At 71.8% G+C, this 22,797-nt stretch carries 26 protein-coding genes and 1 pseudogene; 11 read left to right on the top strand and 16 right to left on the bottom strand.

All coding sequences use genetic code 11. The features are described 5' to 3' along the window. Positions 1–168: 168 nt before the first annotated feature. Together ACWDLG_RS27425 and ACWDLG_RS27420 are read left to right on the top strand one after the other, a co-directional pair. Positions 169–1,008, top strand: a complete 840-nt coding sequence (locus ACWDLG_RS27425) for a hypothetical protein (RefSeq protein ID WP_354906857.1) — start codon at positions 169–171, stop codon at positions 1,006–1,008. Positions 1,009–1,276: 268 nt separating this feature from the next. Continuing rightward, positions 1,277–1,867 (top strand): alpha/beta hydrolase family protein, encoded by a 591-nt coding sequence (locus ACWDLG_RS27420; RefSeq protein WP_449925117.1) that lies wholly within the window; start codon positions 1,277–1,279, stop codon positions 1,865–1,867. A gap of 3 nt (positions 1,868–1,870) precedes the next feature. On the opposite strand, the gene ACWDLG_RS27415 is transcribed toward ACWDLG_RS27420, so the two are convergent. Both ACWDLG_RS27415 and ACWDLG_RS27410 read right to left on the bottom strand, forming a co-directional pair. Continuing rightward, complete coding sequence (locus ACWDLG_RS27415; protein WP_354906855.1) at positions 1,871–2,068, bottom strand: DUF5999 family protein; 198 nt, start codon at positions 2,066–2,068, stop codon at positions 1,871–1,873. Positions 2,069–2,306: 238 nt separating this feature from the next. Beyond that, positions 2,307–2,867 (bottom strand): TetR/AcrR family transcriptional regulator C-terminal domain-containing protein, encoded by a 561-nt coding sequence (locus tag ACWDLG_RS27410; RefSeq protein ID WP_449925803.1) that lies wholly within the window; start codon positions 2,865–2,867, stop codon positions 2,307–2,309. A gap of 184 nt (positions 2,868–3,051) precedes the next feature. On the opposite strand from ACWDLG_RS27410, the gene ACWDLG_RS27405 reads away from it, so the two are divergent. After that, positions 3,052–3,429 carry a hypothetical protein gene (locus ACWDLG_RS27405; protein ID WP_354906853.1) on the top strand — a complete coding sequence of 126 codons (378 nt, stop codon included), beginning with the start codon at positions 3,052–3,054 and terminating at the stop codon, positions 3,427–3,429. Positions 3,430–3,505: 76 nt separating this feature from the next. On the opposite strand, the gene ACWDLG_RS27400 is transcribed toward ACWDLG_RS27405, so the two are convergent. Next, positions 3,506–4,132, bottom strand: coding sequence for a P1 family peptidase (locus ACWDLG_RS27400; protein WP_449925113.1), 627 nt, complete (start codon positions 4,130–4,132; stop codon positions 3,506–3,508). A 60-nt stretch (positions 4,133–4,192) separates the two neighbouring features. Next, positions 4,193–4,336 (bottom strand): annotated as a pseudogene (locus ACWDLG_RS27395) (recombinase family protein); the annotation flags it as partial. 224 nt (positions 4,337–4,560) lie between these two features. Between ACWDLG_RS27395 and ACWDLG_RS27390 the strand changes: the two are divergent. From ACWDLG_RS27390 to ACWDLG_RS27380, 3 genes are all read left to right on the top strand, one after another. Further along, positions 4,561–5,055: an SgcJ/EcaC family oxidoreductase gene (locus ACWDLG_RS27390; protein ID WP_449925110.1), complete on the top strand. Its 495-nt coding sequence runs from the start codon at positions 4,561–4,563 to the stop codon at positions 5,053–5,055. Positions 5,056–5,456: 401 nt separating this feature from the next. Beyond that, positions 5,457–6,443, top strand: a complete 987-nt coding sequence (locus ACWDLG_RS27385) for a sigma-70 family RNA polymerase sigma factor (RefSeq protein ID WP_449925107.1) — start codon at positions 5,457–5,459, stop codon at positions 6,441–6,443. A gap of 174 nt (positions 6,444–6,617) precedes the next feature. After that, positions 6,618–6,896 (top strand): hypothetical protein, encoded by a 279-nt coding sequence (locus tag ACWDLG_RS27380; RefSeq protein ID WP_449925104.1) that lies wholly within the window; start codon positions 6,618–6,620, stop codon positions 6,894–6,896. A 36-nt stretch (positions 6,897–6,932) separates the two neighbouring features. On the opposite strand, the gene ACWDLG_RS27375 is transcribed toward ACWDLG_RS27380, so the two are convergent. The 5 genes from ACWDLG_RS27375 to ACWDLG_RS27355 form a co-directional block, all read right to left on the bottom strand. Further along, complete coding sequence (locus tag ACWDLG_RS27375; RefSeq protein WP_449925101.1) at positions 6,933–7,619, bottom strand: TIGR00266 family protein; 687 nt, start codon at positions 7,617–7,619, stop codon at positions 6,933–6,935. 42 nt (positions 7,620–7,661) lie between these two features. Then, on the bottom strand, positions 7,662–7,826 hold the full coding sequence (locus ACWDLG_RS27370; protein ID WP_449925099.1) for a hypothetical protein: 165 nt from the start codon (positions 7,824–7,826) through the stop codon (positions 7,662–7,664). A 105-nt stretch (positions 7,827–7,931) separates the two neighbouring features. Beyond that, the gene (locus tag ACWDLG_RS27365; RefSeq protein WP_449925097.1) at positions 7,932–9,320 is read right to left on the bottom strand and encodes an RNA polymerase sigma factor; all 1,389 of its coding nucleotides are present in this window, start codon (positions 9,318–9,320) and stop codon (positions 7,932–7,934) included. A 171-nt stretch (positions 9,321–9,491) separates the two neighbouring features. Then, positions 9,492–9,824 carry a hypothetical protein gene (locus ACWDLG_RS27360; RefSeq protein WP_449925095.1) on the bottom strand — a complete coding sequence of 111 codons (333 nt, stop codon included), beginning with the start codon at positions 9,822–9,824 and terminating at the stop codon, positions 9,492–9,494. A gap of 51 nt (positions 9,825–9,875) precedes the next feature. Beyond that, entirely contained in the window at positions 9,876–11,027 is a 1,152-nt protein-coding gene (locus tag ACWDLG_RS27355) for an AMP-binding protein (RefSeq protein WP_449925092.1), read from the bottom strand. A gap of 51 nt (positions 11,028–11,078) precedes the next feature. Here ACWDLG_RS27355 and ACWDLG_RS27350 point away from each other — a divergent pair, with 51 nt between their 5' ends. Continuing rightward, positions 11,079–12,005, top strand: coding sequence for an o-succinylbenzoate synthase (locus ACWDLG_RS27350; RefSeq protein ID WP_449925089.1), 927 nt, complete (start codon positions 11,079–11,081; stop codon positions 12,003–12,005). Further along, the gene (gene menD, locus ACWDLG_RS27345; protein ID WP_449925086.1) at positions 12,002–13,660 is read left to right on the top strand and encodes a 2-succinyl-5-enolpyruvyl-6-hydroxy-3-cyclohexene-1-carboxylic-acid synthase; all 1,659 of its coding nucleotides are present in this window, start codon (positions 12,002–12,004) and stop codon (positions 13,658–13,660) included. The genes ACWDLG_RS27350 and menD overlap by 4 nt, the downstream gene beginning before the upstream one ends. A 38-nt stretch (positions 13,661–13,698) precedes the next feature. Here the strand turns inward: menD and ACWDLG_RS27340 are convergent, their stop codons facing one another. Continuing rightward, a complete protein-coding gene (locus tag ACWDLG_RS27340) occupies positions 13,699–14,559 on the bottom strand; it encodes a hypothetical protein (RefSeq protein ID WP_449925083.1) in 861 nt (286 codons plus the stop codon). A gap of 119 nt (positions 14,560–14,678) precedes the next feature. Here ACWDLG_RS27340 and ACWDLG_RS27335 point away from each other — a divergent pair, with 119 nt between their 5' ends. Further along, entirely contained in the window at positions 14,679–15,224 is a 546-nt protein-coding gene (locus tag ACWDLG_RS27335; RefSeq protein WP_449925080.1) for an NUDIX domain-containing protein, read from the top strand. Positions 15,225–15,324: 100 nt separating this feature from the next. On the opposite strand, the gene ACWDLG_RS27330 is transcribed toward ACWDLG_RS27335, so the two are convergent. Both ACWDLG_RS27330 and ACWDLG_RS27325 read right to left on the bottom strand, forming a co-directional pair. Next, positions 15,325–16,290: an MBL fold metallo-hydrolase gene (locus tag ACWDLG_RS27330; protein WP_449925077.1), complete on the bottom strand. Its 966-nt coding sequence runs from the start codon at positions 16,288–16,290 to the stop codon at positions 15,325–15,327. Then, entirely contained in the window at positions 16,290–16,946 is a 657-nt protein-coding gene (locus ACWDLG_RS27325) for a TetR/AcrR family transcriptional regulator (protein WP_449925074.1), read from the bottom strand. Before ACWDLG_RS27325 ends, ACWDLG_RS27330 begins: the two co-directional genes overlap by 1 nt. Before the next feature lie 177 nt (positions 16,947–17,123). Between ACWDLG_RS27325 and ACWDLG_RS27320 the strand changes: the two genes are divergently transcribed. Continuing rightward, positions 17,124–17,711: a TetR/AcrR family transcriptional regulator gene (locus ACWDLG_RS27320; protein ID WP_449925071.1), complete on the top strand. Its 588-nt coding sequence runs from the start codon at positions 17,124–17,126 to the stop codon at positions 17,709–17,711. 226 nt (positions 17,712–17,937) lie between these two features. Here ACWDLG_RS27320 and ACWDLG_RS27315 read toward each other — a convergent pair whose 3' ends face one another. Continuing rightward, positions 17,938–18,333, bottom strand: a complete 396-nt coding sequence (locus ACWDLG_RS27315) for an NUDIX hydrolase (protein ID WP_449925068.1) — start codon at positions 18,331–18,333, stop codon at positions 17,938–17,940. A 135-nt stretch (positions 18,334–18,468) separates the two neighbouring features. On the opposite strand from ACWDLG_RS27315, the gene ACWDLG_RS27310 reads away from it, so the two are divergent. Continuing rightward, entirely contained in the window at positions 18,469–19,122 is a 654-nt protein-coding gene (locus ACWDLG_RS27310) for a DedA family protein (RefSeq protein ID WP_449925065.1), read from the top strand. Here ACWDLG_RS27310 and ACWDLG_RS27305 read toward each other — a convergent pair. The 3 genes from ACWDLG_RS27305 to ACWDLG_RS27295 form a co-directional block, all read right to left on the bottom strand. Beyond that, on the bottom strand, positions 19,066–19,806 hold the full coding sequence (locus ACWDLG_RS27305) for a GntR family transcriptional regulator (protein ID WP_449925062.1): 741 nt from the start codon (positions 19,804–19,806) through the stop codon (positions 19,066–19,068). The genes ACWDLG_RS27310 and ACWDLG_RS27305 overlap by 57 nt on opposite strands. 408 nt (positions 19,807–20,214) lie before the next feature. Further along, entirely contained in the window at positions 20,215–21,273 is a 1,059-nt protein-coding gene (locus tag ACWDLG_RS27300) for a DUF917 domain-containing protein (protein WP_449925059.1), read from the bottom strand. Continuing rightward, positions 21,266–22,783, bottom strand: a complete 1,518-nt coding sequence (locus ACWDLG_RS27295) for a hydantoinase/oxoprolinase N-terminal domain-containing protein (RefSeq protein ID WP_449925056.1) — start codon at positions 22,781–22,783, stop codon at positions 21,266–21,268. Before ACWDLG_RS27295 ends, ACWDLG_RS27300 begins: the two co-directional genes overlap by 8 nt. Positions 22,784–22,797 lie beyond the last annotated feature (14 nt).

The following is a 22,797-nucleotide window of genomic DNA, read 5'->3' as shown; positions in this document are numbered from 1 at the left end:
AACGGGCGGCCTCCCCTGCGAGGGGGGCCGCCCGTTCGGCATCTCAGGTGGGGACGTAGCCAACACCCGTGCACAGGATGGTCATGTCGGGCGACGCGGCGGCCGGAAATCGTTAGGCTCGACGTTGATCGTCATCGGTTGATCCCCACCGGTCTCCAAGGAGCCTTGTTGACGTCCCCCGAGCTCGACACCCCGCTGACCACCGGCCCGCTCGACCGTGCCCGCCGCCTCGCCGAGAGCGGCGACCTCGAGGGCGCGGCGGCGATCTTCGCCGAGCTGGCCGCCGACCCCGAGGGACGCGACCGGGCCCAGGCGGCCGTGGGCCTGGCCGTGGTGCTGGAGGAGCGGGGCGACGTCGCGGGCGCCAGAGCGGCGGCGCGGGCCGCGCTGGCCACCGGCCACCCCGAGTACGCGGCCCAGGCCGCCTGCCACCTCGCGCGCGGCTTCGAACGCGAGGGGAACGCCGAGCAGGCCAGAGGAGCCTGGCAGGCCGTGATCGGCATGGGGACGGCCGCCTACCTGCCGCTGGCGCACCTGGCGCTGGCCCACCTGGCCGCCGGCGAGGAGGAGGCCGAACGCGAGCTGCGGGCGGCCATCGCCGTCGGCGACCCCGAGCTGAGCCCCCGCGCCGCCCAGGAGCTCGCCGAACTGCTGCTGGACACCGGAGAGCCGGGCGAGGCCGCCACGGTGCTGGTCGAGGCCCTGCCGCTGGCCGAAGGCGCCCACGAGGCGCGGCTGCGGGTGCTGCTCGGCATCGCCCATCTCGAGCTGGCGTGCGCGGAGTTCGCCGGCGCCGTCGAGGCGGGGCAGGAAGCCGGGCAGGAGGCGGGGCACGAGGCGGAGACGAGCGCGCTGGCGATCGAGCTGCTCGCCCGCACCCTGCCCCTGCGCGGGAGGGGCGAGGCCGCTGACGAGGTCTGGCAGTACGGCCTGTCGCACGCCGACGAGGAACTGGCCGCGCAGGTAAGGCTCCGCTTCGACAGGGACGCGCTCAGCCCCGGCGCGTGAGCACGGCCCCAAGCGCCGGGCGCGGGCCCGGACGCGGGCGCGGGCGCCGGGTACACCGGGCACGGGGCGTGGGTGGCGGCGCGGGGCACCGGGCACGGGGCGTGGGCGGGGCGCGGGGCACCGGGCACCGGGCGCGAGGCGTGGGCGGGGCGCGGGCGCGGGGCACGGGGTGTGGGCGGAGGCGCCGCGCCGGGTGTGGACACCGGACACGGGCGCCGGACGTGGGCCGGTGCGAGGCGGGGGGCACCCCTGCGGCTACCGTTGGAGGGTGGAGATCACGACGCCGCGGGGGGCGGCACTGGTCGACGTCGACGAGGTGGAACGGCCCAGGTTCCTGCTGGTGCTCACTCATGGCTCGGCCGGCGGCGTGGACGCGCCGGACCTGCTGGCCGTACGGGACGCCGCCATGGACAGGGGGGCCACGGTGGCCAGGGTGACCCAGCCGTTCAGGCGGGCGGGTGCCAGGGCGCCGGGCTCGCCCGCGCGGCAGGACGAGGCGTGGCTGGCCGTCATCACGGAGCTGACCGGGCGCTATCCGGGGCTTCCGCTCGTGCAGGGCGGCAGGAGCAACGGCGCCAGGGTCGCGTGCCGTACGGCGAAGGCGGCGGGTGCGGACGCCGTGGTGGCGCTGGCCTTCCCCCTGCATCCGCCGGGGAAGCCGGAACGCTCCCGCGCCGACGAGCTGCGCGGTGCGGGGGTCGACGTGCTGGTGGTGAACGGGGACAGGGACCCCTTCGGGGTGCCCGACGCCGCCGACGCCGCACGTCTGGTTGTGCTGCCGGGCGAAGGGCACGACCTCAAGAAGGATCCCGCGAAGGTCGGCGAGGTGGTCGCCGACTGGCTCGCGGCGCGGTACTGACTGTCAGGCGGCGCCGACCAGCGGCAGCGGCCGGTGCGGGGCGATGACGTCGCCGCTGGGCAGGAGCTCCCCGGTGTCCTCGAAGAGGACCACACCGTTGCACAGAAGGCTCCATCCCTGCTCGGGATGCGACGCGAGGGTGCGTGCGGCCTCGCGGTCGGGCGCCTCAGCAGACGGACAGGCCGGGTCGTGCGGGCACATCGGCGTGCCTCCGATATCTCTTGACTGGGCTCCCTCGCTGGAAGCGGCGGGGGAGCGGCTCGGGCTGTTTCGTATTCTGCGCCAAGTGTGCGGCGTGCGTCACACTTTCCGACATAGCCCGTTAGGACGATTCAAGGAGGATCCCCGGGTGGTTCAGACCATGTGACCTACGACACAGCGTGCCTCACCTACGATAACGGGCCGGCTTCGACACGCTGACGGGCCGGTAAACCCTCTGTTACGCGGCCAGACCGCGCAGCATGGCCTCCAGGCCGCGCTCGAAGTCGGCGTCGGCGCGCTCGTCGTGGCGCACCCAGGTGTCGCGTTCCGGGTCGGCCCATCCCGACTGCTGCACCTCCACCGCGACGCTGCCGAACACGAAGGCGCGCATCGTGCGGACGGCCTCGGCGGCGTCGGTCAGCCCCGCCTCCGTCAGCTGCTCGACCTGCTCCACGATGGCGATCGCCGTAGCCCCTTTGGGGGGTTTGGTCAGGGCCAGCGCGAGCACGCCCGGGTGCTCCCTGAGCGCCGCCCGCTGCGCCCTGCACCACTGCCTGGCCGTCTCCTGCCAGCTGGGGGCCGGATCGACCTGGATGGCGGTCACGTGCTCGGCCAGCGCGTCCATCAGCGCCTCCTTGCCCCGCGGCAGGTGATGGTAGATGGCCATGGCCTCCACCTGGAGGGCGTCGCCGAGCCTGCGCATGGTCAGCCTGCGCAGGCCCTGGCCGTCGGCGATGTGCAGGGCCGCGTCGATGATGCGCTCGCGGGACAGGGGCACGGGTGGTCGCTTGGCCGGCATGGAGATCATCTTGCCATACTTTGTAAAGGCGGTCACGCGTCCGCCGCACCCCGGCGTGCCGCCCGACCTGTGGCCAGAGGGACGGCGACGGCCCACCCGAGTGGGTGTTCGGGGCCGGAACCGCGTACGCTACCGCTCGTAACGACTGAAAGGGAGCTGTCCGATGGCGTTTTTCCGTCCGCGTGTGAGCCGTGAGGCCGAGGTGCGCTTCCACGCCGACCAGGAGATCTCCAAGAGCTTCCCCGCCCTGATCGAGAAGGCCAGGCAGGCCGAGGCCGTCGTCCACGAGCTGCGCACGGCCGCGGCGCCCGAGGTCGAGCTGCACGCGGCGGGGCTGCTGCTCGACAAGGCGCTCACCGACGCCCTGCGCGCCGCCGAGGCCGGTCAGCGCGCCATGTTCGGCGTGAAGGCCTACGACGACCGCATCGCCCGGCGCAAGGCCAAGGCGACCCCCGACGGCGCGCGCTGGACCTTCGAGGTCGAGCAGCTGCGCACGCTGCGCGAGGAGAACAGGCTCACCGGCATCCCGCGCCTGCCCCGCCCGGTCCCCGCCGCGCGCTGAGCCCGCCGATTCCGGCCCGCTGCTTCCTGCTTCCTGCTTCCCGCTTCCCGGCTGAGCCGCCGGTGTCCCGGACGGCTCAGGCCGTGACCAGCCCGACGACCCGGTCGACGGGCAGCGCGGGGGAGCGCTGCCCGTTCCTGCCGGTCATCTCCCGTGCCGCCGCCAGGGCGTTCAGCACGGCCTCCTTCACCGCCGCCACGACCGCGGCGTAGAACGGGTCCATCCGCCCCCACGGCACGAACCGCAGGTTCTGGTAGTCCTCCTCGGTGACGAAGCCGCTCGTCAGCGCGCCCGCGTTGGCCGTGGAGAAGGCCAGCAAGATGTCGCCGGAGAAGTGGCTGCCCGTCGTGACCGTCCTGGCCAGGCCCATCGGCACCCTGCGGGCCGGCGCCTTGCACTGGCCAGGCAGCAGCGGCGCGTCGGTCGCCACGATCGCGATCACCGACCCGGCGCCCGGAGGCGCGAACCAGTCGGTCGTGTCCATCGGGTCGTCGACGCCCGCCAGGCGGTCGACGGGGCGCTCAGCGAGCGGGAGATCGCTTCTCAGCGCCGCCGGCCGGCCCGCGCCCGCAGCGCCCGCGCCATCGCCGCCGAGCTGCCGGCCCCCCGCCCGGCCGTCGAACGCCCCAGCGACGCCGGCGCCGACCCGGACGCCGAGCGCGAACGCGCCTGGCTGGTGCAGATGCCGGCCGCCCGACCCCACCAGGAGAGCATCCGCCCCAAGCCGATGCAGGACCGCGGCGTCTGCCCCGCCTGCGGGACGCGCGGCCACGGCCGGCAGTTCGGGCCGCTGGGCGTTCTTGCCAGATTTGGTGTCGGTGAAGATGCGGCGGCAGCCATAGCCGGCCAGCGCGTCGATTTGCCGTTCCAGCTTCTGGTCTTTGGTCGAGACGCGGGCGTAGCCGATGCGGATCTCGGTGGGGGCGGCGGGGAAGGCGCAGCCCTCGGCGGGGTCGGGCCGTCACCGCCCACTCGGGTACCGCGTGCCGCGCCGGAACATCCCCCTGATCAGCGGGGATGCTGCCCTCGACCACGCCTCGCCGGGGCCGGTTCGAAGAGGCCGCACGCCCGGCGGAACGGCGGCCGCCAGGCCGCACTCGAAGACGTAGAGACGGATTTTCATCCGCCGCGATGAGTTCCGACCCCGCCGCCGGTATGTACTCACGAGCTCGCCGGACCACCTCGGGCGAATCGATCACAAGGGAGAATCCAATGTCGAACAGTCGTGCGGCAGACGAGGCCGCCATCCAGGCCGTACTGGTTGACTCCTACAAGGCGTGGGAGGCCGGCGACGCCGACGGCATGGTCGCCAACTACACCGCGGACGCGACCGCCATCATGACCGGCTCGCTCCGAGACAGCCGTGACGTGATCCGTCAGAACATGGCCCTGGCCTTCGATGGGCCGCTCAAGGGCAGCTCGACCTACAACAAGCAGCTCAGCATCCGGTTCGTCGGTAGGGACGGCGCGATCGTCATCAGCGAATCCGCCATCCTGTTCCCCGGCGAGACCGAGGTCCCAGACGACGTGCGTAAGGTGAACTGCACCTGGGTCTTCGAGAAGCGGGACGGCCAGTGGCTGATCGCCGCCTATCACAACAGCCCGGTGCTGGCGCCTGCGCAGTGAACCCTTCCCTGTAACCAGCGGTGACCGTGTGCAGGGCCATGACGAATATCGGACCGAAAAGCCCTGCATCGCTCTGTAGGAACTTCACTCCCCGATGGCCAGATGCCCTCGCATGGGCGCCTCGGACCTTGCACCACATGCAACCCGGAGGACCCGCGAGACGCATCCGAACGAAAAGTCACGCCAAGGACCTGTTCCCAGGCCCCTTGGCGTGACTTTCGTACCGACGCCCGTACCTACGAGCGACGTTCAGGAACAGCACTATTTATCCGAAATTTGGGATGCACGCCATGGCCAGGTCGTTGATGACCGCGCGGGGTGACCTGTCCGCTCATCGCGGATTGTCACCGCAGCCGCCAGGTACGGTGGCTGTGGCGGCAGTGGGAATGGAGCGTGGCGTGATGACGGGGAAGGAAGGCTTCGATCGTCGGATCGAACCGTTCCGGAGGGAGCTGCTGGCGTACTGCTACCGGATGCTCGGCTCGGCTCACGACGCGGAGGACTTGGTCCAGGACACGTACCTGAGGGCGTGGCGGGCGCGGGAGCAGTACGACGATACCCGCAGCTCACTGCGCACCTGGCTCTACCGGATCGCAACCAACGCCTGCCTGACCGCCCTGGAGGTCCACGGCCGCCGACCGCTGCCGTCGGGGCTGGTGGCCGCGTCGGATCCGCTCGGGCCGTTCGTCCAGGGAGAGCACGCCGCCTGGCTCCAGCCCTTGCCGGACTCGCTGCTGGACGCTGGCGACCCGGCTGGGGCCGTGATCGACCGCAGCAGCCTGCGCTTGGCGTTCGCCGCCGCCCTCCAGCACCTGTCGGCGCGTCAGCGCGGTGCGCTGATCCTGCGTGACGTGCTCAGCTTCTCCGCGGCCGAAACGGCGGAAATCCTCGGCACCACCGTCGTGTCGGTGAACAGTTCCCTGCAGCGGGCGCGTACTCGCGTCAAAGAGGTCGGGGTCCGGCAGGAACGGGTCAGCGAGCCGTCCGCGGCCGAGCAGCGCGCCTGGGTCGAACGCTACATGAAGGCATTCGAGCTGGCCGACGTCGAGGGCCTCAAGCGGCTGCTCACCGAGGACGTGATCATGGAGATGCCGCCGATGCTCAACTGGTTCTCCGGCCGCAGCAACTACGGCCTGTTCATGGAATGGGTCTTCAGGGCGGCCGGGAAGGACTGGCTCCTCAAGGAGGTCGCGGCCAACGGCGGCCAGCCCGGATTCGCCGCCTATCAGCGCGTCGGCGACGGGTACAACCTGCACACGCTCCAGATCTTCACCGTCACCGACGAGGGCATCACCCGGAACTCGGTCTTCCAGGACCCCAACGTCTACGCGACGTTCGGCCTCCCGGCCGAGCTCGACGATCAGGGACTTCCCATCGCCGAGGCCTAGTACTACAGCCATAAGTCTGTCTTATCCGGCGCGGCCGCTCGGCGCGCTTGACCGGCTTGACGATCAAGCGCTGACGAGGGCCCCGAGGGGAAGACCGGCGATGGCACGACGACGGACCCGCCAAACGCAGCCGCGCCGCATTGCGTCGGCCCGCTGCGCTTCGATGACTTCGAGTTGGCGGCGATCAGGATCGCCGCCAACCGCTCCGGTCTGAGCGTCATCGCCTACGTCGCCGAGACGGCGGTGGCGGTTGCTGAGGAGCGTCTGGTGCCCGTTCCCGTCGCCCGCGGGCAGATGCGAGCCCGCGTCGAGCTCAACCGGATCGGGCGGGCGCTCGAGTCCGGCCGCGACGCCGAGCTGCTGCAGTGCCTGGCGGACGTACGGGCGCAGGTGACGCCCGCCGTATGGCGTGTGGAGGCCGCTGCCGACGCTGTGGCCGGTTTCCGCCGGTGAGCACCAGGGCTTCCCGGTGTGGCACCGCCGGCCTGCTCAGTCGCGGCTGAACGGCAGCACGGCCGTCAGCCAGTTGGTCAGCTCGGTGGGATTCCTGGTCTGGGTGTAGACACGTCCGGGCCCGGTGAACTCGAAGACCAGCCCCTCGCCCGACTTGAGCGACTGGATCGTCTTGCCCTCGACGGCACGGCGCAGATCGCTCCGCACCGTCTCCTCATAGGCCACGACGTGCCCCGAGTCGACGATCACCGACTCTCCAGTGGCCAGTTCGACGGCCTGAAGCGCTCCGTAGCAGCCGAGGATCACCTGTCCCGAGCCCTCGGCGCGGATGAGGAAGCCGCCCTCGCCGCCGATCAGGTTGGACATGCCACCCCACTTGGTCTTGATCTCGACCTGGTCGGTCGAGGCGAGCCAGGACCCTCGGGTCAGCATGAGGGCGACGTCGGGCCGGACGGGGACGGCCATGGTGTCGCCGGGTAGGTGGTGGGCCACATCGACCCAGCCGCCGCCGGGCGGCGCGATGTAGCGGGTGACGAACAGCGATTCGCCGCCGAAGGCGGAGCGCGCCAGGCCGCGCAGGAGGCCGCCTTCGACTTTGGCTTCGAGCTCGACGCCCTTGCTCGTCATGAGCATGGCGCCGGATTCGACGCGAATGGTTTCGCCGCTGGCGAGATGGCAGCGGGCGACGGCGAATGATCCAGGGAATCTGATATCGATCTGCATGCCGTCAATCTGGTGTGGCCGCCTAATGAGCGCGTTGACGATCTATATACAAGACATCGTCATCGCGGCGGCGAGCGCCGGACTCATCCCCGAACGTCCAGACGGAAACCGCGTGACATAGCCCACCTCGACGCCCGGCACGTCGGTGATCGCGTTCCAGCGGCCGGGCCGGCCGTCCAGGACGATCGGCAGGTCACGGGCTCTCATCCGGTTCTCCTCAGGTCCAGACCGGCGGGGCCGGTACGGGCGTCCGGGAAAAAGGGAACGCCCGGCACCTCACGGGTAGTGCCAGGCGTTCGCTCGTGGTGGGGGTCAGCTGGCCCAGTCGAGCAGGGGCCGGGTGTTGCTCGGGTGGCGCAGCTTGGACAGGGACTCCTTCTCCAGCTGGCGGATCCGCTCGCGGGTGAGGCCCAGGTGCTTGCCGATCTCGTCCAGGGTGTGCGGCTTGCCGTCCACCAGGCCGAAGCGCAGCGCCATGATGCGCGCCTCGCGCGGCGACAGGTTGTCCAGCACGCCGCGCAGCTGGTCGCCCAGGAGCTGGCGGTCGACGATCTCCGACGCCTCGGGAGAGTCGACGTCCTCGATCAGGTCGCCGATCGTCGTCTCGCCGTCCTCGCCGATCGTGGCGTTGAGCGAGATGGGCTGGCGGCTGGTGCGCAGCAGCTCCTCGATCTGGTCGGGCGTCTTGTCCAGCTCGACGGCCAGCTCCTCCGGCGTGGGCTCGCGCCCGAGACGCTGGTGCATGTCACGCTCGACGCGCGACAGCTTCGACAGCATCTCCAGCACGTGGACCGGCAGCCTGATGGTGCGCGCGGAGTCGGCGAAGCCACGCTGGATGGCCTGCCTGATCCACCACATCGCATACGTCGAGAACTTGAAGCCCTTGGTGTAGTCGAACTTCTCCACCGCGCGGATCAGGCCGAGGTTGCCCTCCTGCACCACGTCAAGCAGGGCCATGCCCCTGTCGGTGTACTTCTTGGCCACCGAGACGACCAGGCGGAGGTTGGCCTCCAGCATGTGGTCCTTGGCGCGCCTGCCGTCCTCGACGACCATCTCCAGGTCGGCGCGGTAGGCGGGGGGCAGGTCCGGCTCGCTGTCGAGCTTGTACTCGGCGTACAGGCCTGCCTCGATGCGCCTGGCCAGATCGACCTCCTCGGCGGCGGTCAGCAGCGTGCGGCGGCCGATCGACTTGAGGTAGGTGTGGACCGAGTCGCCCATCACCGACTGGTTGTCGTCGAGGTCGAGCGACTCCTCCTCCTCGAGCTCCACGTCCTCGGCGGCCAGCTCGAGGTCCTGCGGGGCGTCGAGCTCCTCGGCGGGCAGGTCGGCCTGCTCGGGCACGGCGACGGCCTGCTCGTCCGACGTGGCGGCCTTCGCGCGGGTCTTGGCGCCCGTCCTGGTGGTGCCGCTCTTCGCGGTGCCGCTCTTGGTGGGGGTGCTCTTCGCGGTGGCGCTCTTCTTGCGCGTGGTGGTCGCCTTCTTCGCGGTGGCTGTCGTGCCGAGCGCCGGCTCGTTCTCGGCGGCCAGGCTCACCCCGGCCTCCGTGAGCCCGCGCAGGATGGAACGGCCCTCGTTCGGGCTGATCCCCGCTACGGCAAAAGCCTCCCGCAGCTCCGCCAGCGAAAGGTGACCCTGAGCTCGCCCTCGGTCAAGGAGCTGGTCGAGGGTCGCGGGCGAGGTCGCCACGGCGGTTCGGGGCATGAGGACACCTCCTCCATACGGAGTCGCAGTCAGTTCAAAGTTTGTGGTGGGGCGGCTCTGGCCGCTCTGCGCACCAGTATCAATAACGCCATCCCCGGCCATTTGTTCCCGCGAAGGAGGAAAAAACGGACGACCGCCGGCGCCGGCGGCCGCCCGTCGGACACCTATCGCCTAGTTGTCCACGTCGTTGAGCTGGCCGGTCGCCTCCGGCATGGGCATCGGCTCCGCGCCCTCCATGCGGCTTTCGGTCCAGTAGTCGACGGCCTCCTGCGGATTCTGCTCGACCTCGTGGGAGACCACCGTGTCGTCGGGTGTCTCGTTGGTGGTGTCGTTCGTCTCAGCGGGCCGGCCGGAGGGCGCCGGTGTGTTGTTCACCACGACCGTCGTCTCCTGACTCACCTTCTCGAGCCTGCCCGCGGAGGCGGCCGCCGCGATGGAGACGCCACCGGCGACGATCACGCCGACGGTCACCGCGGACACCCACGTCTTGCGGGATGGGTTCATGAAGGTCTCCTCCTTCTTCCAGCTGCTCCTATAAGACGCAGCCGGCAGGCGTCAGGTTCCGGTGCGAAGCGCCGCGAGATCGGTTTTACCATTCGGCAGCAGCGGAAGTGCGGACACAAGCCGCAGCTCGCGTGGCGCGGCGTAGGCGGGGAGCCGATCGCGGGAGAAGGCGCGCAACTCGGTGAGCGTCGGCGGCCGGCGAGGGTCGGCGGGCACGACGACGGCGACGACCGCCTGCCCCCACTCCGGATGCGGGCGGCCCACCACGGCCACGTCGGCCACCTCGGGATGCAGGGCCAGGACACCCGCGACCGAGGCGGCCACCACCTTCTCGCCGCCGGTGTTGATCACGTCGTCGGCCCGCCCGAGCACGCGGAGCCCGCCGTTCTCGATGGCGCCCAGATCGGAGGTGACGAACCAGCGCCCGTCGAGCGGGCTGTCGCCGAAGCGGTATCCGGCCAGCAGGACGGGGCCCGCCACGAGGATCCTGCCGTCCTCCCGGATCTTCAGATCGACCCCGTCGAGCGGCCGGCCGTCGTAGACGCAGCCGCCGCTGGTCTCGCTGCTGCCGTACGTCGTGACGACCCTGGCGCCCGACGCCCGCGCCGCCTCCAGCAGGCCCGGCCGCGGCGCGGCACCGCCCAGCAGGACGGTCTCGAAGACGCCCAGATCGGCGCCGAGCTCCAGCAGGCGGTGGAGCTGGGTGGGGACCAGCGAGACGTGCGCGGCGCCCGAACCGGCCACCGCCCCGGCGTCGAAACGGTCATGGATGATCGGCTCGGTGCCGTTGAGCAGCGACCTGACGAGCACCTGCAGGCCGGAGACATGGGAGGGCGGCAGGCAGCACAGCCAGCGCCCGCCCGGCCCCGCCTCCAGCCTGCGCAGGGACGCGGCGGCCGAGGCCTGGAGCGCGGCGGCGGTCAGCATGACGCCCTTCGGCGTTCCGGTGCTGCCCGAGGTGGCGATGACGACGGCCACCTCGGCGGGCACGCCGGGGCCGTCCGCCTGCCGTACCCCGTCGACGGTCTCGATCTCGCACGGCCGCAGGGCGGCCAGGGCCGCGCCCGCGTGATCGGGGGACAGGGGCAGCACGGCGGGCCCCTCGCCCGACAGCGCCGCGGCGACCGCCTCGAACAGCCTGCGCCCCGGCGGGAGCACGAGCGCCCGCAGGGGGCGGTCCGGATGCGACGGGTTCCTCCACATGCTCGTAAGGTTAGTGGCGACGAACGAGGTGACAGCGGGGAAGGTGCGTGGATGGGTTCTGGGCCGAGGGTCTTCCGGATCCCGATGCGCACCCGCTTCCGCGGCCAGACGGCACGCGAAGGCGTGCTGATCGAGGGCCCCGCCGGGTGGGGCGAGTTCTCCCCCTTCCCCGAGTACGGGCCGCGTGAGTGCGCCCGCTGGCTGGCCTGCGCCCGCGAGGCCGCCTTCGACGGCTGGCCCGCGCCCGTGCGTTCCCGTGTCCCGGTCAACGCCACCGTCCCCGCCGTCTCCGCCGAGCGCGCCCACGAGCTGGTACGCCAGGCGGGATGCCGCACCGCGAAGGTCAAGGTGGCCGAGCAGGGCCAGAGCTTCGCCGACGACCTCGCCCGCGTCGAGGCGGTCCGCGACGCGCTCGGTCCCTCCGGCAGGATCCGCGTCGACGCCAACGGCGCCTGGGACGTGCCGACGGCGGTACGGCACCTGCGCGCGCTCGACGCCTTCGACCTGGAATACGCCGAACAGCCCTGCGCCACGCTCGACGAGCTGGCCGCCGTCCGGCGGGCCGTCGACGTGCCGATCGCGGCCGACGAGTCGATCAGGCGCGCCGACGACCCGCTGAAGGTGCGCGCCGCCGAGGCCGCCGACATCGCGGTGGTGAAGGTGCAGCCGCTGGGCGGCGTGCGCGCCGCGATGCGGGTCGTGGAGGCGTGCGGCCTGCCGGCGGTGGTGTCGAGCGCGGTCGAGACCTCGGTCGGACTGGCGGCGGGCGTCGCCCTGGCCGCCGCGCTGCCCAGCCTGCCGTACGCGTGCGGGTTGGGAACCATGTCGCTGCTGTCGGGAGACGTGGTGGAAGACTCCCTGACCCCCGTCGACGGGTTCTTGCCGGTCTCCCGCCCGTCAGTGGATCATTCGCTCTTGTCGGAGTTTGAGATCGAGTCGCCGTCGTGGCTGCGGCGGATGCAGGAGGCGGACCTGTGAACCCGGCTACCGCGCTCGCCACCGTGCTGGTGGACGAGCTCGTCCGGTGCGGCCTGACCGATGTCGTGATGGCACCCGGGTCCCGTTCGGCCCCCCTCGCGCTGGCCCTCCACGCCGAGTCGCGGGTGCGGCTGCACGTGCGCATCGACGAGCGGTCGGCGTCCTACCTGGCGCTGGGCCTGGCCCGCCGGTCCGAGCGGCCGGTGGCGCTCATCTGCTCCTCTGGCACCGCGGTGGCCAACTTCCACCCCGCCGTCATCGAGGCGAGCGAGTCCGGCGTGCCGCTGCTGGTCCTGACCGCCGACCGGCCGCCCGAGCTGCGCGGCACCGGCGCCAACCAGACCATCGACCAGCTGAAGGTCTTCGGCGCCGCCGCTCGGTGGTTCGCCGAGGTCGGAACGCCCGAGGAACGCCCCGGGCAGGTCGCCTACTGGCGCTCGCTGGCCGCCCGCGCCTACCAGCGCGCGCTCGGGCCGTCCGACCCGGGCCCCGTGCACCTGAACCTCGCCTTCCGCGAGCCGCTCATCCCCGACGGCGACACCTCGTGGGTCGAGTCGCTCGACGGCGACACCGCCGGCTCGTGGGTGCGGGCCCGCGTCGCGCCGCCGCCCGTGGCCCTGCACCTGCCGCCGACCAGGCGCGGCGTCCTCGTCGTTGGCGACGGGGCGCCCAACGTGCGGCGCTACGTCGCCGCCGCCGGCATGGCGGGCTGGCCGGTGCTGTCGGAGCCCAACGGCGGCGGCCGCTACGGCGACCACGCCATCTCCACCTATCACTTCCTGCTCGGCACGCCGTCCTTCGCCGACGCCCACCAGCCCGACGTGGTGGTGACGCTCGGCCGTCCGGGGCTGTCCAGGCCGCTGCTGTCGTGGCTGCGGCGGGCCGAGGAGCACATCGTCGTGGCCACCGATCTGGCGCGCTGGCCCGACCCCACCCGGTCGGCCACGCAGGTGGCGCAGGCCGTCGAGATCCCCGTCGCCGCGGGCGACGACGCCTGGCTGCACTCCTGGCGGCGCGCCGACGCCGCGGCCAGGACCGCCATCGACGCCCTCCTCGACGACAGCGGCATGACCGAGCCGCGCATCGCCAGAGACCTGGCCGACTCCCTGCCGAACGGCGCGCTGCTGTTCTGCGGTTCCTCCATGCCGATCAGGGACCTCGACCAGGCGATGCGGCCGCGGCGCGGGCTACGGCTGCTGGCCAACCGGGGCGTGTCGGGCATCGACGGGCTGGTCTCCACCGCCATCGGGGCGGCCTTGGCGCACAACGGGCCCTCCTACGCGCTGCTCGGCGATCTGACGTTCCTGCACGATCAGAACGGCCTGATCCTCGGGCCCCGGGAACCGCGACCCGACCTGTGCCTGGTCGTGGTGAACAACGACGGCGGCGGGATCTTCTCGCTGCTGCCCCAGGCGGGCATCCGCGACCCGTTCGAGCGGGTGTTCGGCACGCCGCACGGGGTCGACCTGGAGTACGTGGCCGCGGCCACCGCGACGCCGTACCAGCTGGTCGAGGACATCTCCGACCTGCCCAAGGCGATCCGCGGGGAAGGGCTGCGCGTGGTGGAGGTCCGCACGCGCCGGGAGGCGAACGCGGTGCTGCACGCGCAGCTGAGAGAGGTCGCGCAGGCGGCCGTCCGCGACGCCGTCGGCTGATCGGGTGCCGCGTGACGCCGTCCAAGGCCACCAGGCCGTCACCGCCGCGTCAGCCCCCGCACCACCGGCACACCCGTACCAGAATCGAGCACGAGGCGGTCGCCGAGCGGTCGCGCGAGCGTGACGGTGATCGTGGCCGTCTTGAGTATCGCGGGGCAGACCCCGCCGGAGCCCTCCTCGTCCACGTCAACCACCACCAGGTGGTCGGTCTCGTAAGCGCGCGCCCCGTGAATGCCGTCGCAGGCGCCGTAGCCGTACTGGAGCAGCAGTTCGTGCGGCCTGTCGGGCACGAGGTCGAACGCCGTCACCTCTTCGATCCCTCCCGGCAGGCGTTCGGGGCGGGCGGTGACGGCCGACGGGGCAACCGCGACGTGCACGTACTTCTGCTCGACCCCCTTGACGGTGAACAGCCAGGCCGGCACCCGGATCGTGCCGCGGCTGGTCTTCAGCGGCACCTCGCCCAGCTCCGCGCCGGTCACCAGGAGGGGGCGGCATCCGTCGGCCGGGCACTCCTCCTCGATGAGGTCGGCCGGCTTGCTGAACTTCGCGTACGCGCTCGCCGCCGTGATGAGTGGCACCTGCGAGAGCGAGCCGTCCGGCCATCGCACGCCCGCGTGGGCCGGGGCGCCCGCGGGTAGCGGGGCGGCCAGCCTCCATACGCCGTTGTGCGCGCTCCTGTTCACCCAGGCCGGAACGCGGCGCACGCGGGCCCATCCCCGCGGGTTCATCACTTCCAACGGAACGAACCCGTCGCGCCACGCGTGGTCGTCGGCCGATCCCTGCCAGCGCTCCGCCACCTGTCGGGCGCGTTCCTCGAACCCGCGCGGTGAGACGCGATGGGACCAACCGCAGGAGGACAAGAGCAGCACCAGGGACAGGTACGCCATCGCCCTTCGCACGAGACCCCTCCTCCGCCGCCGTGATCAGCGAGCCCTCCGTCGCGCGGTTCGACGGCGACCACGCTAGCCGGTCACGCGCCGGCGAACCGGACGTATCGCTGAACGGGATACTGGCGGTCATGACCGCCCAACCCGGCATCGACGACGTAGTGTTCAGCCGCATCAAGATCCGGACCGGTGCGCTGGTGTTCTGCGACGACGACGTCGCCCTCATCCGCCGCGACCGTGGACACTCCGTCCACTACACCCCACCAGGTGGCAACGTCGAACCGGGAGAAGGCCTTCTGGCGGCCCTCGAACGGGAGCTGATCGAGGAACTCGGCCTCGACATCCGCAGCAGCGCCACGCCGCCGCAGCTTCTGTGGGTGGTCGACCAGATGGTCACCCGACCTGGTCCTACAGTGCCGCCCCGCAAACTGCACCTCATCTACCGGACGCACGTCACTTCCGTGGTCCGCGCACGGATGGCCGGTGAGGAATACGACGAACTGCCCGATGGTGGGCGGGAGGTCGGCGTCATCGAATGGATCGACTACCGCGAGACCGCCGACCTGCCGATCTTCCCTCCGATCGGGCCGGCGCTGGCCGCGCTGCCCTCGCCGCGCGCCGCCGTGCCGGACGCTGCCCTGTCCGCCGTCGACGACGCCAACTACACGTGGGTCTGATCACCGTGACCTGGCCGTCGACGTCGACCACCCGACGGTCGCCGAGAATCGGCCTGCGCTTGCGCCGGTGGATCAGCCGCGGTGTGGCGGCGATGGTCGGTCAGGCGGCGACGCGGGTGATCTCGCCGGTGAGCCAGCGGTAGGTCAGCAGGATGTTGAGCCGGTGCAGGGAGCGCATCAGCGCGGTGAACGCCTCCGGCAGGCCGGGCGAGAAGTCGATGCCCCACAGCGGGGCGTCGTAAAGCGTCTCGATGGGCCGCCCGGCCTGGTGGTGACGGGTGACGGCGGCATTGAGCTGCTCCAGGTAGCCGATGAGCACGCCGATCCCGGGCTCGGCGGGACCGAGGAAACCGTGTCCAGGCACCAGGGTGTCGACTTCGAGGGTGGCGCGCATGGTGCGCAGCGACGTGACGTAGGCGGCCGGGTCGCCGACCAGGCACATGGGCACGATGCCGCCCGCGGGTCCGGCGAAGTTGCCGGTCCAGGCGATCTTGGCGTCAGGGACGTGCACGATGGTGTCGCCCGAGCCGTTGCCCGGTCCGAAGTGCCACAGGTGGACCACCCGGCCGCCCAGATCGATCTCGCAGAAGCGGTCGACGACCACGTCGGGCCGCCGCCAGGTGATGACCTCGTCGAGCGCGGCGGCGTCGCCGTACATGCTCTCGGCGCGGGCACGCTTGGCGGCGGCCAGGTCGGTCATGGCGGCCTTGTTGGCGCGCGAGGAGTAGATCGTCACCTCGTCGCCGAAGGCGGCGTTGCCGAAGGTGTGATCGCCGTGGTAGGTGGTGTTGACCAGGTATCGGATGGGCACGTCGGTCAGGCCCGCCGCCACCTCCTGGATGTGCCGGCCGATGCCCGGCGTGACGCCCGCGTCGACGACCAGCGCCGCCTTCTCTCCGACGATGAGGCCGTTGTTGTCCTTGGGCGGCTGGTTGGCCATCAGCGCGTACACGCCGCGGGCCAGTTCGGCCGGGTGCAGCCGCAGGCCGACGGGGCTGAGGTTGGGCGCGATGAAGCCGGGGGGACGTTCGGTGATCTCCTGGCTGATCACGGGGGCACAGAGCATTACCGGTCTCCTTCGTGCGTGGTGACGCAGGTGAGAAAGAAGCCGACATGGTCGGCGATCATGTCGCGGGCGGTGTCCGGGTCGGTGTCCGGTGTCTGGCCGCGCAGATAGAGCAACCGCACCACGTGCAGCGGGGCGAACAGTTCCCAGACCAGTTGCCTGACGGGCACGTCGGCCCGCATGAGGCCGTCCTCCTGCCAGCGGCGGAAAGGCTCTTCCAGCCCGGCGCGGGCCTCGTCGATCGCCGCGGCGAGGGCGCCGGTGCCGCCGGCGCCGGCGCCGGCGCCCTCGCGCGCCATGACGGCGGCGAAGAGCATGGCGCGCGGCTGCGTCCATGCCTCGACCAGGCGTTCGGCCAGCACGTGTACGGCAGCGCTCGGCCCCATCTCCGCCAGCGCCGCGGACTCCACGCCCAGCACGGAGAACGACAACGGGCCCATCCCCGCCAGCAGGGCGTCGTAGATGGCCTGCTTGCTGGAGAAGTGCGCGTAAATGGCGCTGTCACGCACGCCGACGGCCCCACCGATCTGCCGGACGGTGGTGGCGGCGAAGCCTTGCCTGGCGAACAGCTCCAAAGCGGCGTCCAGCAGCCGGTCCCGTGTGGCCGGCCCCTGACTGCGGGGTGGCCGCCCTGGCCTGCGCGGTGCGGTGTCCATGCAATAAACTTAATTAGCGCTCATTTAATTAGTCAAGAGCCTCGCGATCGCGGCGAGCGGAAGCCGTCGCTCGACCGAAGCAGACCGGATCTCCCATAGGTGGGGGTTAGGCGACGCCGTACAAACCCATCCTGTGCCGGTCAGCATAAGATGTGAGCGATAGCATAGGAGGGTGGCGTGACAACGCGACGAGAGCAGACTAGCCAGGAGAGCCGTGAGCTGATCCTCTCGGCCGCGGCGGAGTTGTTCGCCGAGAAGGGGTACCGGCAGACCACGTTCGCCGACGTGGCGGAGCGGTCGGGGATCAGCAGGGGCTCGATCCCGTGGCACTTCGGCAGCAAGGAGGGGCTGCTGCTGGCCGTGCTCGAACGCTCGGTGGACCTGGTCCGTAGCGGGTTCCCGGCGGAGCCGGAGAAGAGAGAGGTGGGCTTCGACCGCCTGGGTGAAGGCGTCGACCTGCTCCTACGGCTGCCCACCTCGAGGCTGTTCGTCACGCTGCTGGTGGAGGCGCTGGAGCCTGGGTCGCCGATCCAGGGCCGCTACGTCGAGATCCACGACACGTTGCGCGACCATTGCAGGAGATGGCTGGAGCGGTTGCCGTTGCCGCCCGGCATCTCGGCCGAGACGCTGGCCGTCACGCTGGTGGGCGCCGTGATCGGCATCCACCAGCAGTGGCTGCTCGCGCCCGACCGCGTCGACCCGCAGGCGGCCGTCGCCTGCCTCGGGCTGCTGGTCACCGGCATGCCGCCGGGGCCCTCCGCCTGAACCGGCATGGGTGAACCTCGAAGTCACGCTGTTCCACGCTTGTCTGGCCGATGACCTGCCTCGCCGGCGGACCCCGGATCGCGAAGCCCTCTGGCGGCGCACTGTCGGGGGCATGGCTTGACGGAGATCACGCTGCCGCGGCGCGGCGGCCGGCGCAGGCGGTCAGCGCGCACGCCGCCCTGTTCCGTGCCGTGCTCGGGCACGTGGGGTGGGCCGTGGTGGTCCGTCAGGGGATCAGCAGGCCCTGCGTGTGGAGGGTGTCGAGGACCAGCCGGTTGGCGGCGGAGACGCGGTCGCGGTCGGCGTGGGTGAGCCAGGCGATCTCCGCGATCTCTGCCTGCGGCGTGAGGGTGCCGGAGTAGTCGGCGGTGTAGCAGGTCATCCGTACGGTGACATCCGTCTTGCCGTGCGCCGGCGCCTCGTAGGTGCCCACGTGGTGAAAGGTCTCGGGGACCAGCGCGACGGTCAGCTCCTCGGCGATCTCGCGCAGGAGAGCGTCGACGTCGCTCTCGCCGGGCTCGCGCTTTCCGCCGGGCAGGTAGAAGGCGTCCATCCCGTGGGAACGGGCGCCCAGCAGCCTGCCGTCCTCCAGGAGGACCCACGCGACCTTGTCGATCACCATCTGTCCCCTCCCCGTGATCGTCGTGCTGCGAGGGTTTGCGCAGCTGGCCGACCTGTTCCGCTCGTCACCAGGGTAGTCCCTGCCCGGTGCGCCGGCCTGTGCCGACAAGTTCTCTCCACTGGTTAAGGTGGCCGGATGCATATCGACGAGTGGCTGCAGGCGATCCCGCCGGTGTGGATCTGTGCGTTGGTCGGCGTGGTGATCGGGCTGGAGAGCGTGGGCATCCCGCTGCCCGGGGAGATCGTCCTGGTCAGCTCGGCCCTGCTGTCGGCCAAGGGCGTGGTGGACCCCGTCTGGGTGGGAGCGTGCGCCAGTGTGGGGGCGATCGTCGGCGACTCGATCGGGTACGCCGTCGGCCGCAGGGGCGGCAAACGGCTCTTCGTCCGGCTCGGCAGGCGCTTCCCCAAGCACTTCGGGCCGCACCACATCGCCAAGGCCGAGCACTACTTCCACCGGTACGGCATGTGGACGGTGTTCTTCGGGCGCTTCATCGCCCTCCTGCGCATCCTGGCCGGGCCACTGGCGGGGGCCCTGCGCATGCCGTACTGGAAGTTCCTGGTCGCCAACGTGCTGGGCGGCGTCGTCTGGGCGGGCGGCACCACGGCGGTGATCTACTACCTGGGGATCGTGGCCGAGAAGTGGCTGAAGGGGTTCTCGTGGGCGGGGCTCGGCGCGGCCGTCCTGTTCGGGATCGCCACCACCTGGTACGTCAAGAGGAAGGCGAGCAGGGCCTCAGCGCTCGATGAGGGTGACCTCGAGGGAGTAGTGCGAGGCCCGGTAGACGTGTGAGCCGTGCTCGACGGCCTTGCCCTGGTCGTCGTAGGTGGTGCGGACCATGGTCAGCAGCGGCGCGCCCCTGCGCTCGTCGAGCAGCTTGGCCTCGGTCGTCGAGGCGGCGCGGGCGCCGATGCGCTGGTTGGCGACGCGCATGCGCACCCCCGCGGCGCGCAGCAGCTCGTACAGCCCGCGACCCTGCAGGTCGTCGGGGGTGAGCGAGGCCAGGCCGACGGGCAGCCAGTTGTGCAGCAGGGCCAGCGGCTCGCCCGCGGCGAAGCGGAGCCGTTCGAGATAGAGTGCCTCGTCACCGGGGGACAGGCCGAGGACCTGGGCGACCTGCTCGTCGACCGGTCGCGGCTCCAGCGCGAGGACCTCTGTGGCGGGCTCCTGCCCGGAGCGGCGCAGGTCGTCGTAGAGGCTGGTCAGCTCGACCGAGCGCTTGACCTGGCCATGGACGACCTGGGTGCCGACGCCGCGCTTGCGGACCAGCAGGCCCTTGTCGACGAGGTACTGGATGGCCTGGCGGATCGTCGGCCTGGACAGGCCCAGCCGGTCGGCGAGCAGGATCTCGTTGTCCAGCCGGGAGCCGGGGGCGAGGTCGCCTCGCCGGATGGCCTCGGCGATCTGCTCGGCTACCTGGAAGTACAGGGGGACGGGGCTGGAGCGGTCCAGATCGATCGCCAGGTTCGCGGTCATGTGATCAGGTTAGCGAGGTCAGAATGTCCTGACAAATCTTTCCTCGATGTCGCCGGAACGCGGGCACCCGGCGGGTGCGCGCCCGGCCGGGGGCGCGCCTGGTGGAGCCGGGGCCGGCGGAGGCGCGACCGGCGATGGTGCGGCCGGTGGGACCGCGGAAGGCGGGGGTGCCCCCGGTGGGAGGGAGGCGCGGCCGGCGAGGGCGCGTGGGGACGGGGGCGCTTGAGGGGGCGGGCGGCCGGGTCCGGCGCGGTGGCCGGGGTCGCGTGGAGAAGAAGCGGGCACGCGACCCCGGCTCCGACAGCCCCGGCCCTGACGGCACCGGCCCGCCACCGTCCGGCCCGGATGGTCCCGGTTCGGACGGTGGCGGGGCGGGGAGGGCGCCGAGCGGTAGTCCGGTGAAGGGGGTCAGGCGGCCGGCAGCGGCCGGTGGTCGCAGTCGTAGCCGAAGTAGCGCGGCCCCGCCAGCTCGAGCCCCGCGGGTGTGGTCCACCGCGGGTCGCAGGGGGCGCCGATCACGGTGACCCGCAGGCCGTACCGCATCGACTCGGTGGTCACCGGCTCGCCGGTGTCGGTGTCGAGGACGCAGATCAGGTCGGGGGTGGTCGCGACGATCTCGCCGTCCCTGCGCGCGAGCAGGTGCTCGTTCTGGAAGCTGAGCTCGAAGTCGCCCTCTCCCGACAGCAGCGCCCTGCCGCGGGCGAACCCGCCGGTGGTGCGCCGCTCGACGTCCACGACCTTGCCGGTGAACAGCCGGACGCCGCCGAGCGTGGACGTGGCCGCCGCGACGGGGTCGGTGTGGGCGGCCCGCGCCTGCCGTACGGCCCGCCCGAGGTCCTCCGCCAGCGTCAGCGTGGCGGGGACCAGACCGTCGGCGAGCTGGTCGCCGCGCAGCACCGTGTCGGCGGAGGAGATCTGGCAGCCCATCTGGACGCAGGCGGCGCGCGCGATGCGCTCGGCCCAGTGGTTGGAGACGGCGTCGAGCACCAGCGTGTTGCCCTTGTCGTCGGCGAGGGCCATGGGCGTGTTGGACACGCCGATCAGGGTGGGCAGCACCATCTGCGCCTCGGGGAAGGCGCGGCCCATGGCGTCGCCGTCGACCAGCGGCAGCCCGGCCTGGGCGGCCGCGGCGATGGGGATCATCGAGTTCACGCCGCCGATCTCGATGGGCACGATGTGGGTGGCGGGCCGGCCGATGACGGCCTCGAGGGCGCGTAGCGCGGCCAGCTCCTCGGTGCCCGCGGGCAGCTTCTCCAGCAGCACGGTGGGCGCGCCCATGCTGGAGACGGGCACGACCGTGGCGTCGGCGGGGACCTCGTCGATGTCGTAGAGCGTCACCGGGCCGTGGCGCCTGATCGCCTCCCTGGCCAGGAGCTTGCCGACGTAGGGGTCGCCACCGCCACCGGTGCCGAGGATGCCCGCGCCTCTGGCCATGTCGTCCAGCTGCTCGATGCCGATCTCACGCATTGATCTTCTCCAAGTCCAGGTCGCCGACGGCCTTCACCCTGATGCGGGTCGCGTCGCCGGGCAGGTAGGCCAGCGGGACCTCCTCCACCTCGGCGATGCGCACGCTGCCGGTCCGCGCGCCCGCGCGTTCGGCGCGGGCGACGGCCTCGGCCTTCGCCTCCTCGAGGACGACCTGGCGCGGGCCCGCGTAGACCTTGTCCACCTCGCCGCCGACCTGGGCGATGGCGGCGCCGACGGCGTTGGCCACGGCGAAGTGGTCGGGCCTGCGCACGTCGTCGAAGCCCGGCAGGTCGGAGATCAGGACGCTGCCGCCGCCGACCAGCACGACCGGCAGCGGCGCGGGGGAGGTGCGCATCCGGTCGACGGCGTCGGCCACCCGTTCCGCGATGACCTTCAGCGACCTGGCCGGATCGACGCCGGCCACCAGCGAGGGGTCGCCGATGTCGGCGTACCCGGCGGCGACCGCCAGGTCGGTGGCGGTCAGCGTGCCGCCGCCGAACACCAGCGCCTCCTCCGGCAGCCGGAAGCCGACGCTGCGCGGGCCGACGGAGCCGTCCCCGGCGACGACGGAGCCGCCGCCGATGCCGATCGACAGCACGTCGGGGATGCGGAAGTTCGTGCGGACCTCGCCGACCATCGCCTCCCCGGCCGCCTCGCGGGGGAAGCCGCCGACCAGGATGCCGATGTCGGTGGTGGTGCCGCCGATGTCGACGACCGCGCAGTCGCTCAGCCCCGACAGGTACGCGGCGCCCCGCATCGAGTTGGTCGGCCCGGAGGCGAAGGTGGCCACCGGGTAGCGCAGCGCCCGGGAGACGTCCATGAGCGTGCCGTCGTTCTGCGACAGGAACAGCGGCGCCTCGATGCCCGCCACCCGCAGCGCCTGCCCGAAGGCGGCCACCGTCCGCTCGGCGAGCGGGCGCAGGGCGGCGTTGACGATGGTGGCGTTCTCCCTGGCCAGCATGCCCACGCGGCCGATCTCGCTGGACAGCGAGAGGTGGACGCCGGGGCCGAGCTCGGCGGCCAGGATGTCGGCCGCGGCCCGCTCTGAGGAGTCGCTGACGGGGGAGAAGACCGAGGAGATCGCCACCGAGCGCAGGCCCCTGCGCCTGATGTCGGCCGCGACCCGCTTGAGCTCGGCCGGGTCGAGGGCGGAGATCGGGCTGCCGTCGTACTCGTGGCCGCCGTGGCACAGGTGGACCGCGCCCTCGACGACCTTGCGCAGGCGCGACGGCCAGTCGACCATCGGCGGCAGCGCGGCCGTGGCGGGCAGGCCCAGCCGTACGGCGGCGACCGGTTCCAGGCGGGCGCCCTCGACCAGCGCGTTGACGAAGTGGGTCGTGCCGATCATGACCGCGGACACCTGGGTGGCGCCGAGGCCCGCGAGGGCCGCGGCGACCCCGCCGGTGACGTCCTCGGTGGTGGGGGACTTGACGGTGGCCAGCACGTCGCCGCCGTCTCCGATGAGGGCGGCGTCGGTGTTGGTGCCGCCGACGTCGATGCCGATGCGCATGGAGTGGGATTCCT

Source organism: Nonomuraea sp. NPDC003727, assembly GCF_053586935.1.
This window is presented reverse-complemented; position numbering and strand designations above follow the sequence as displayed.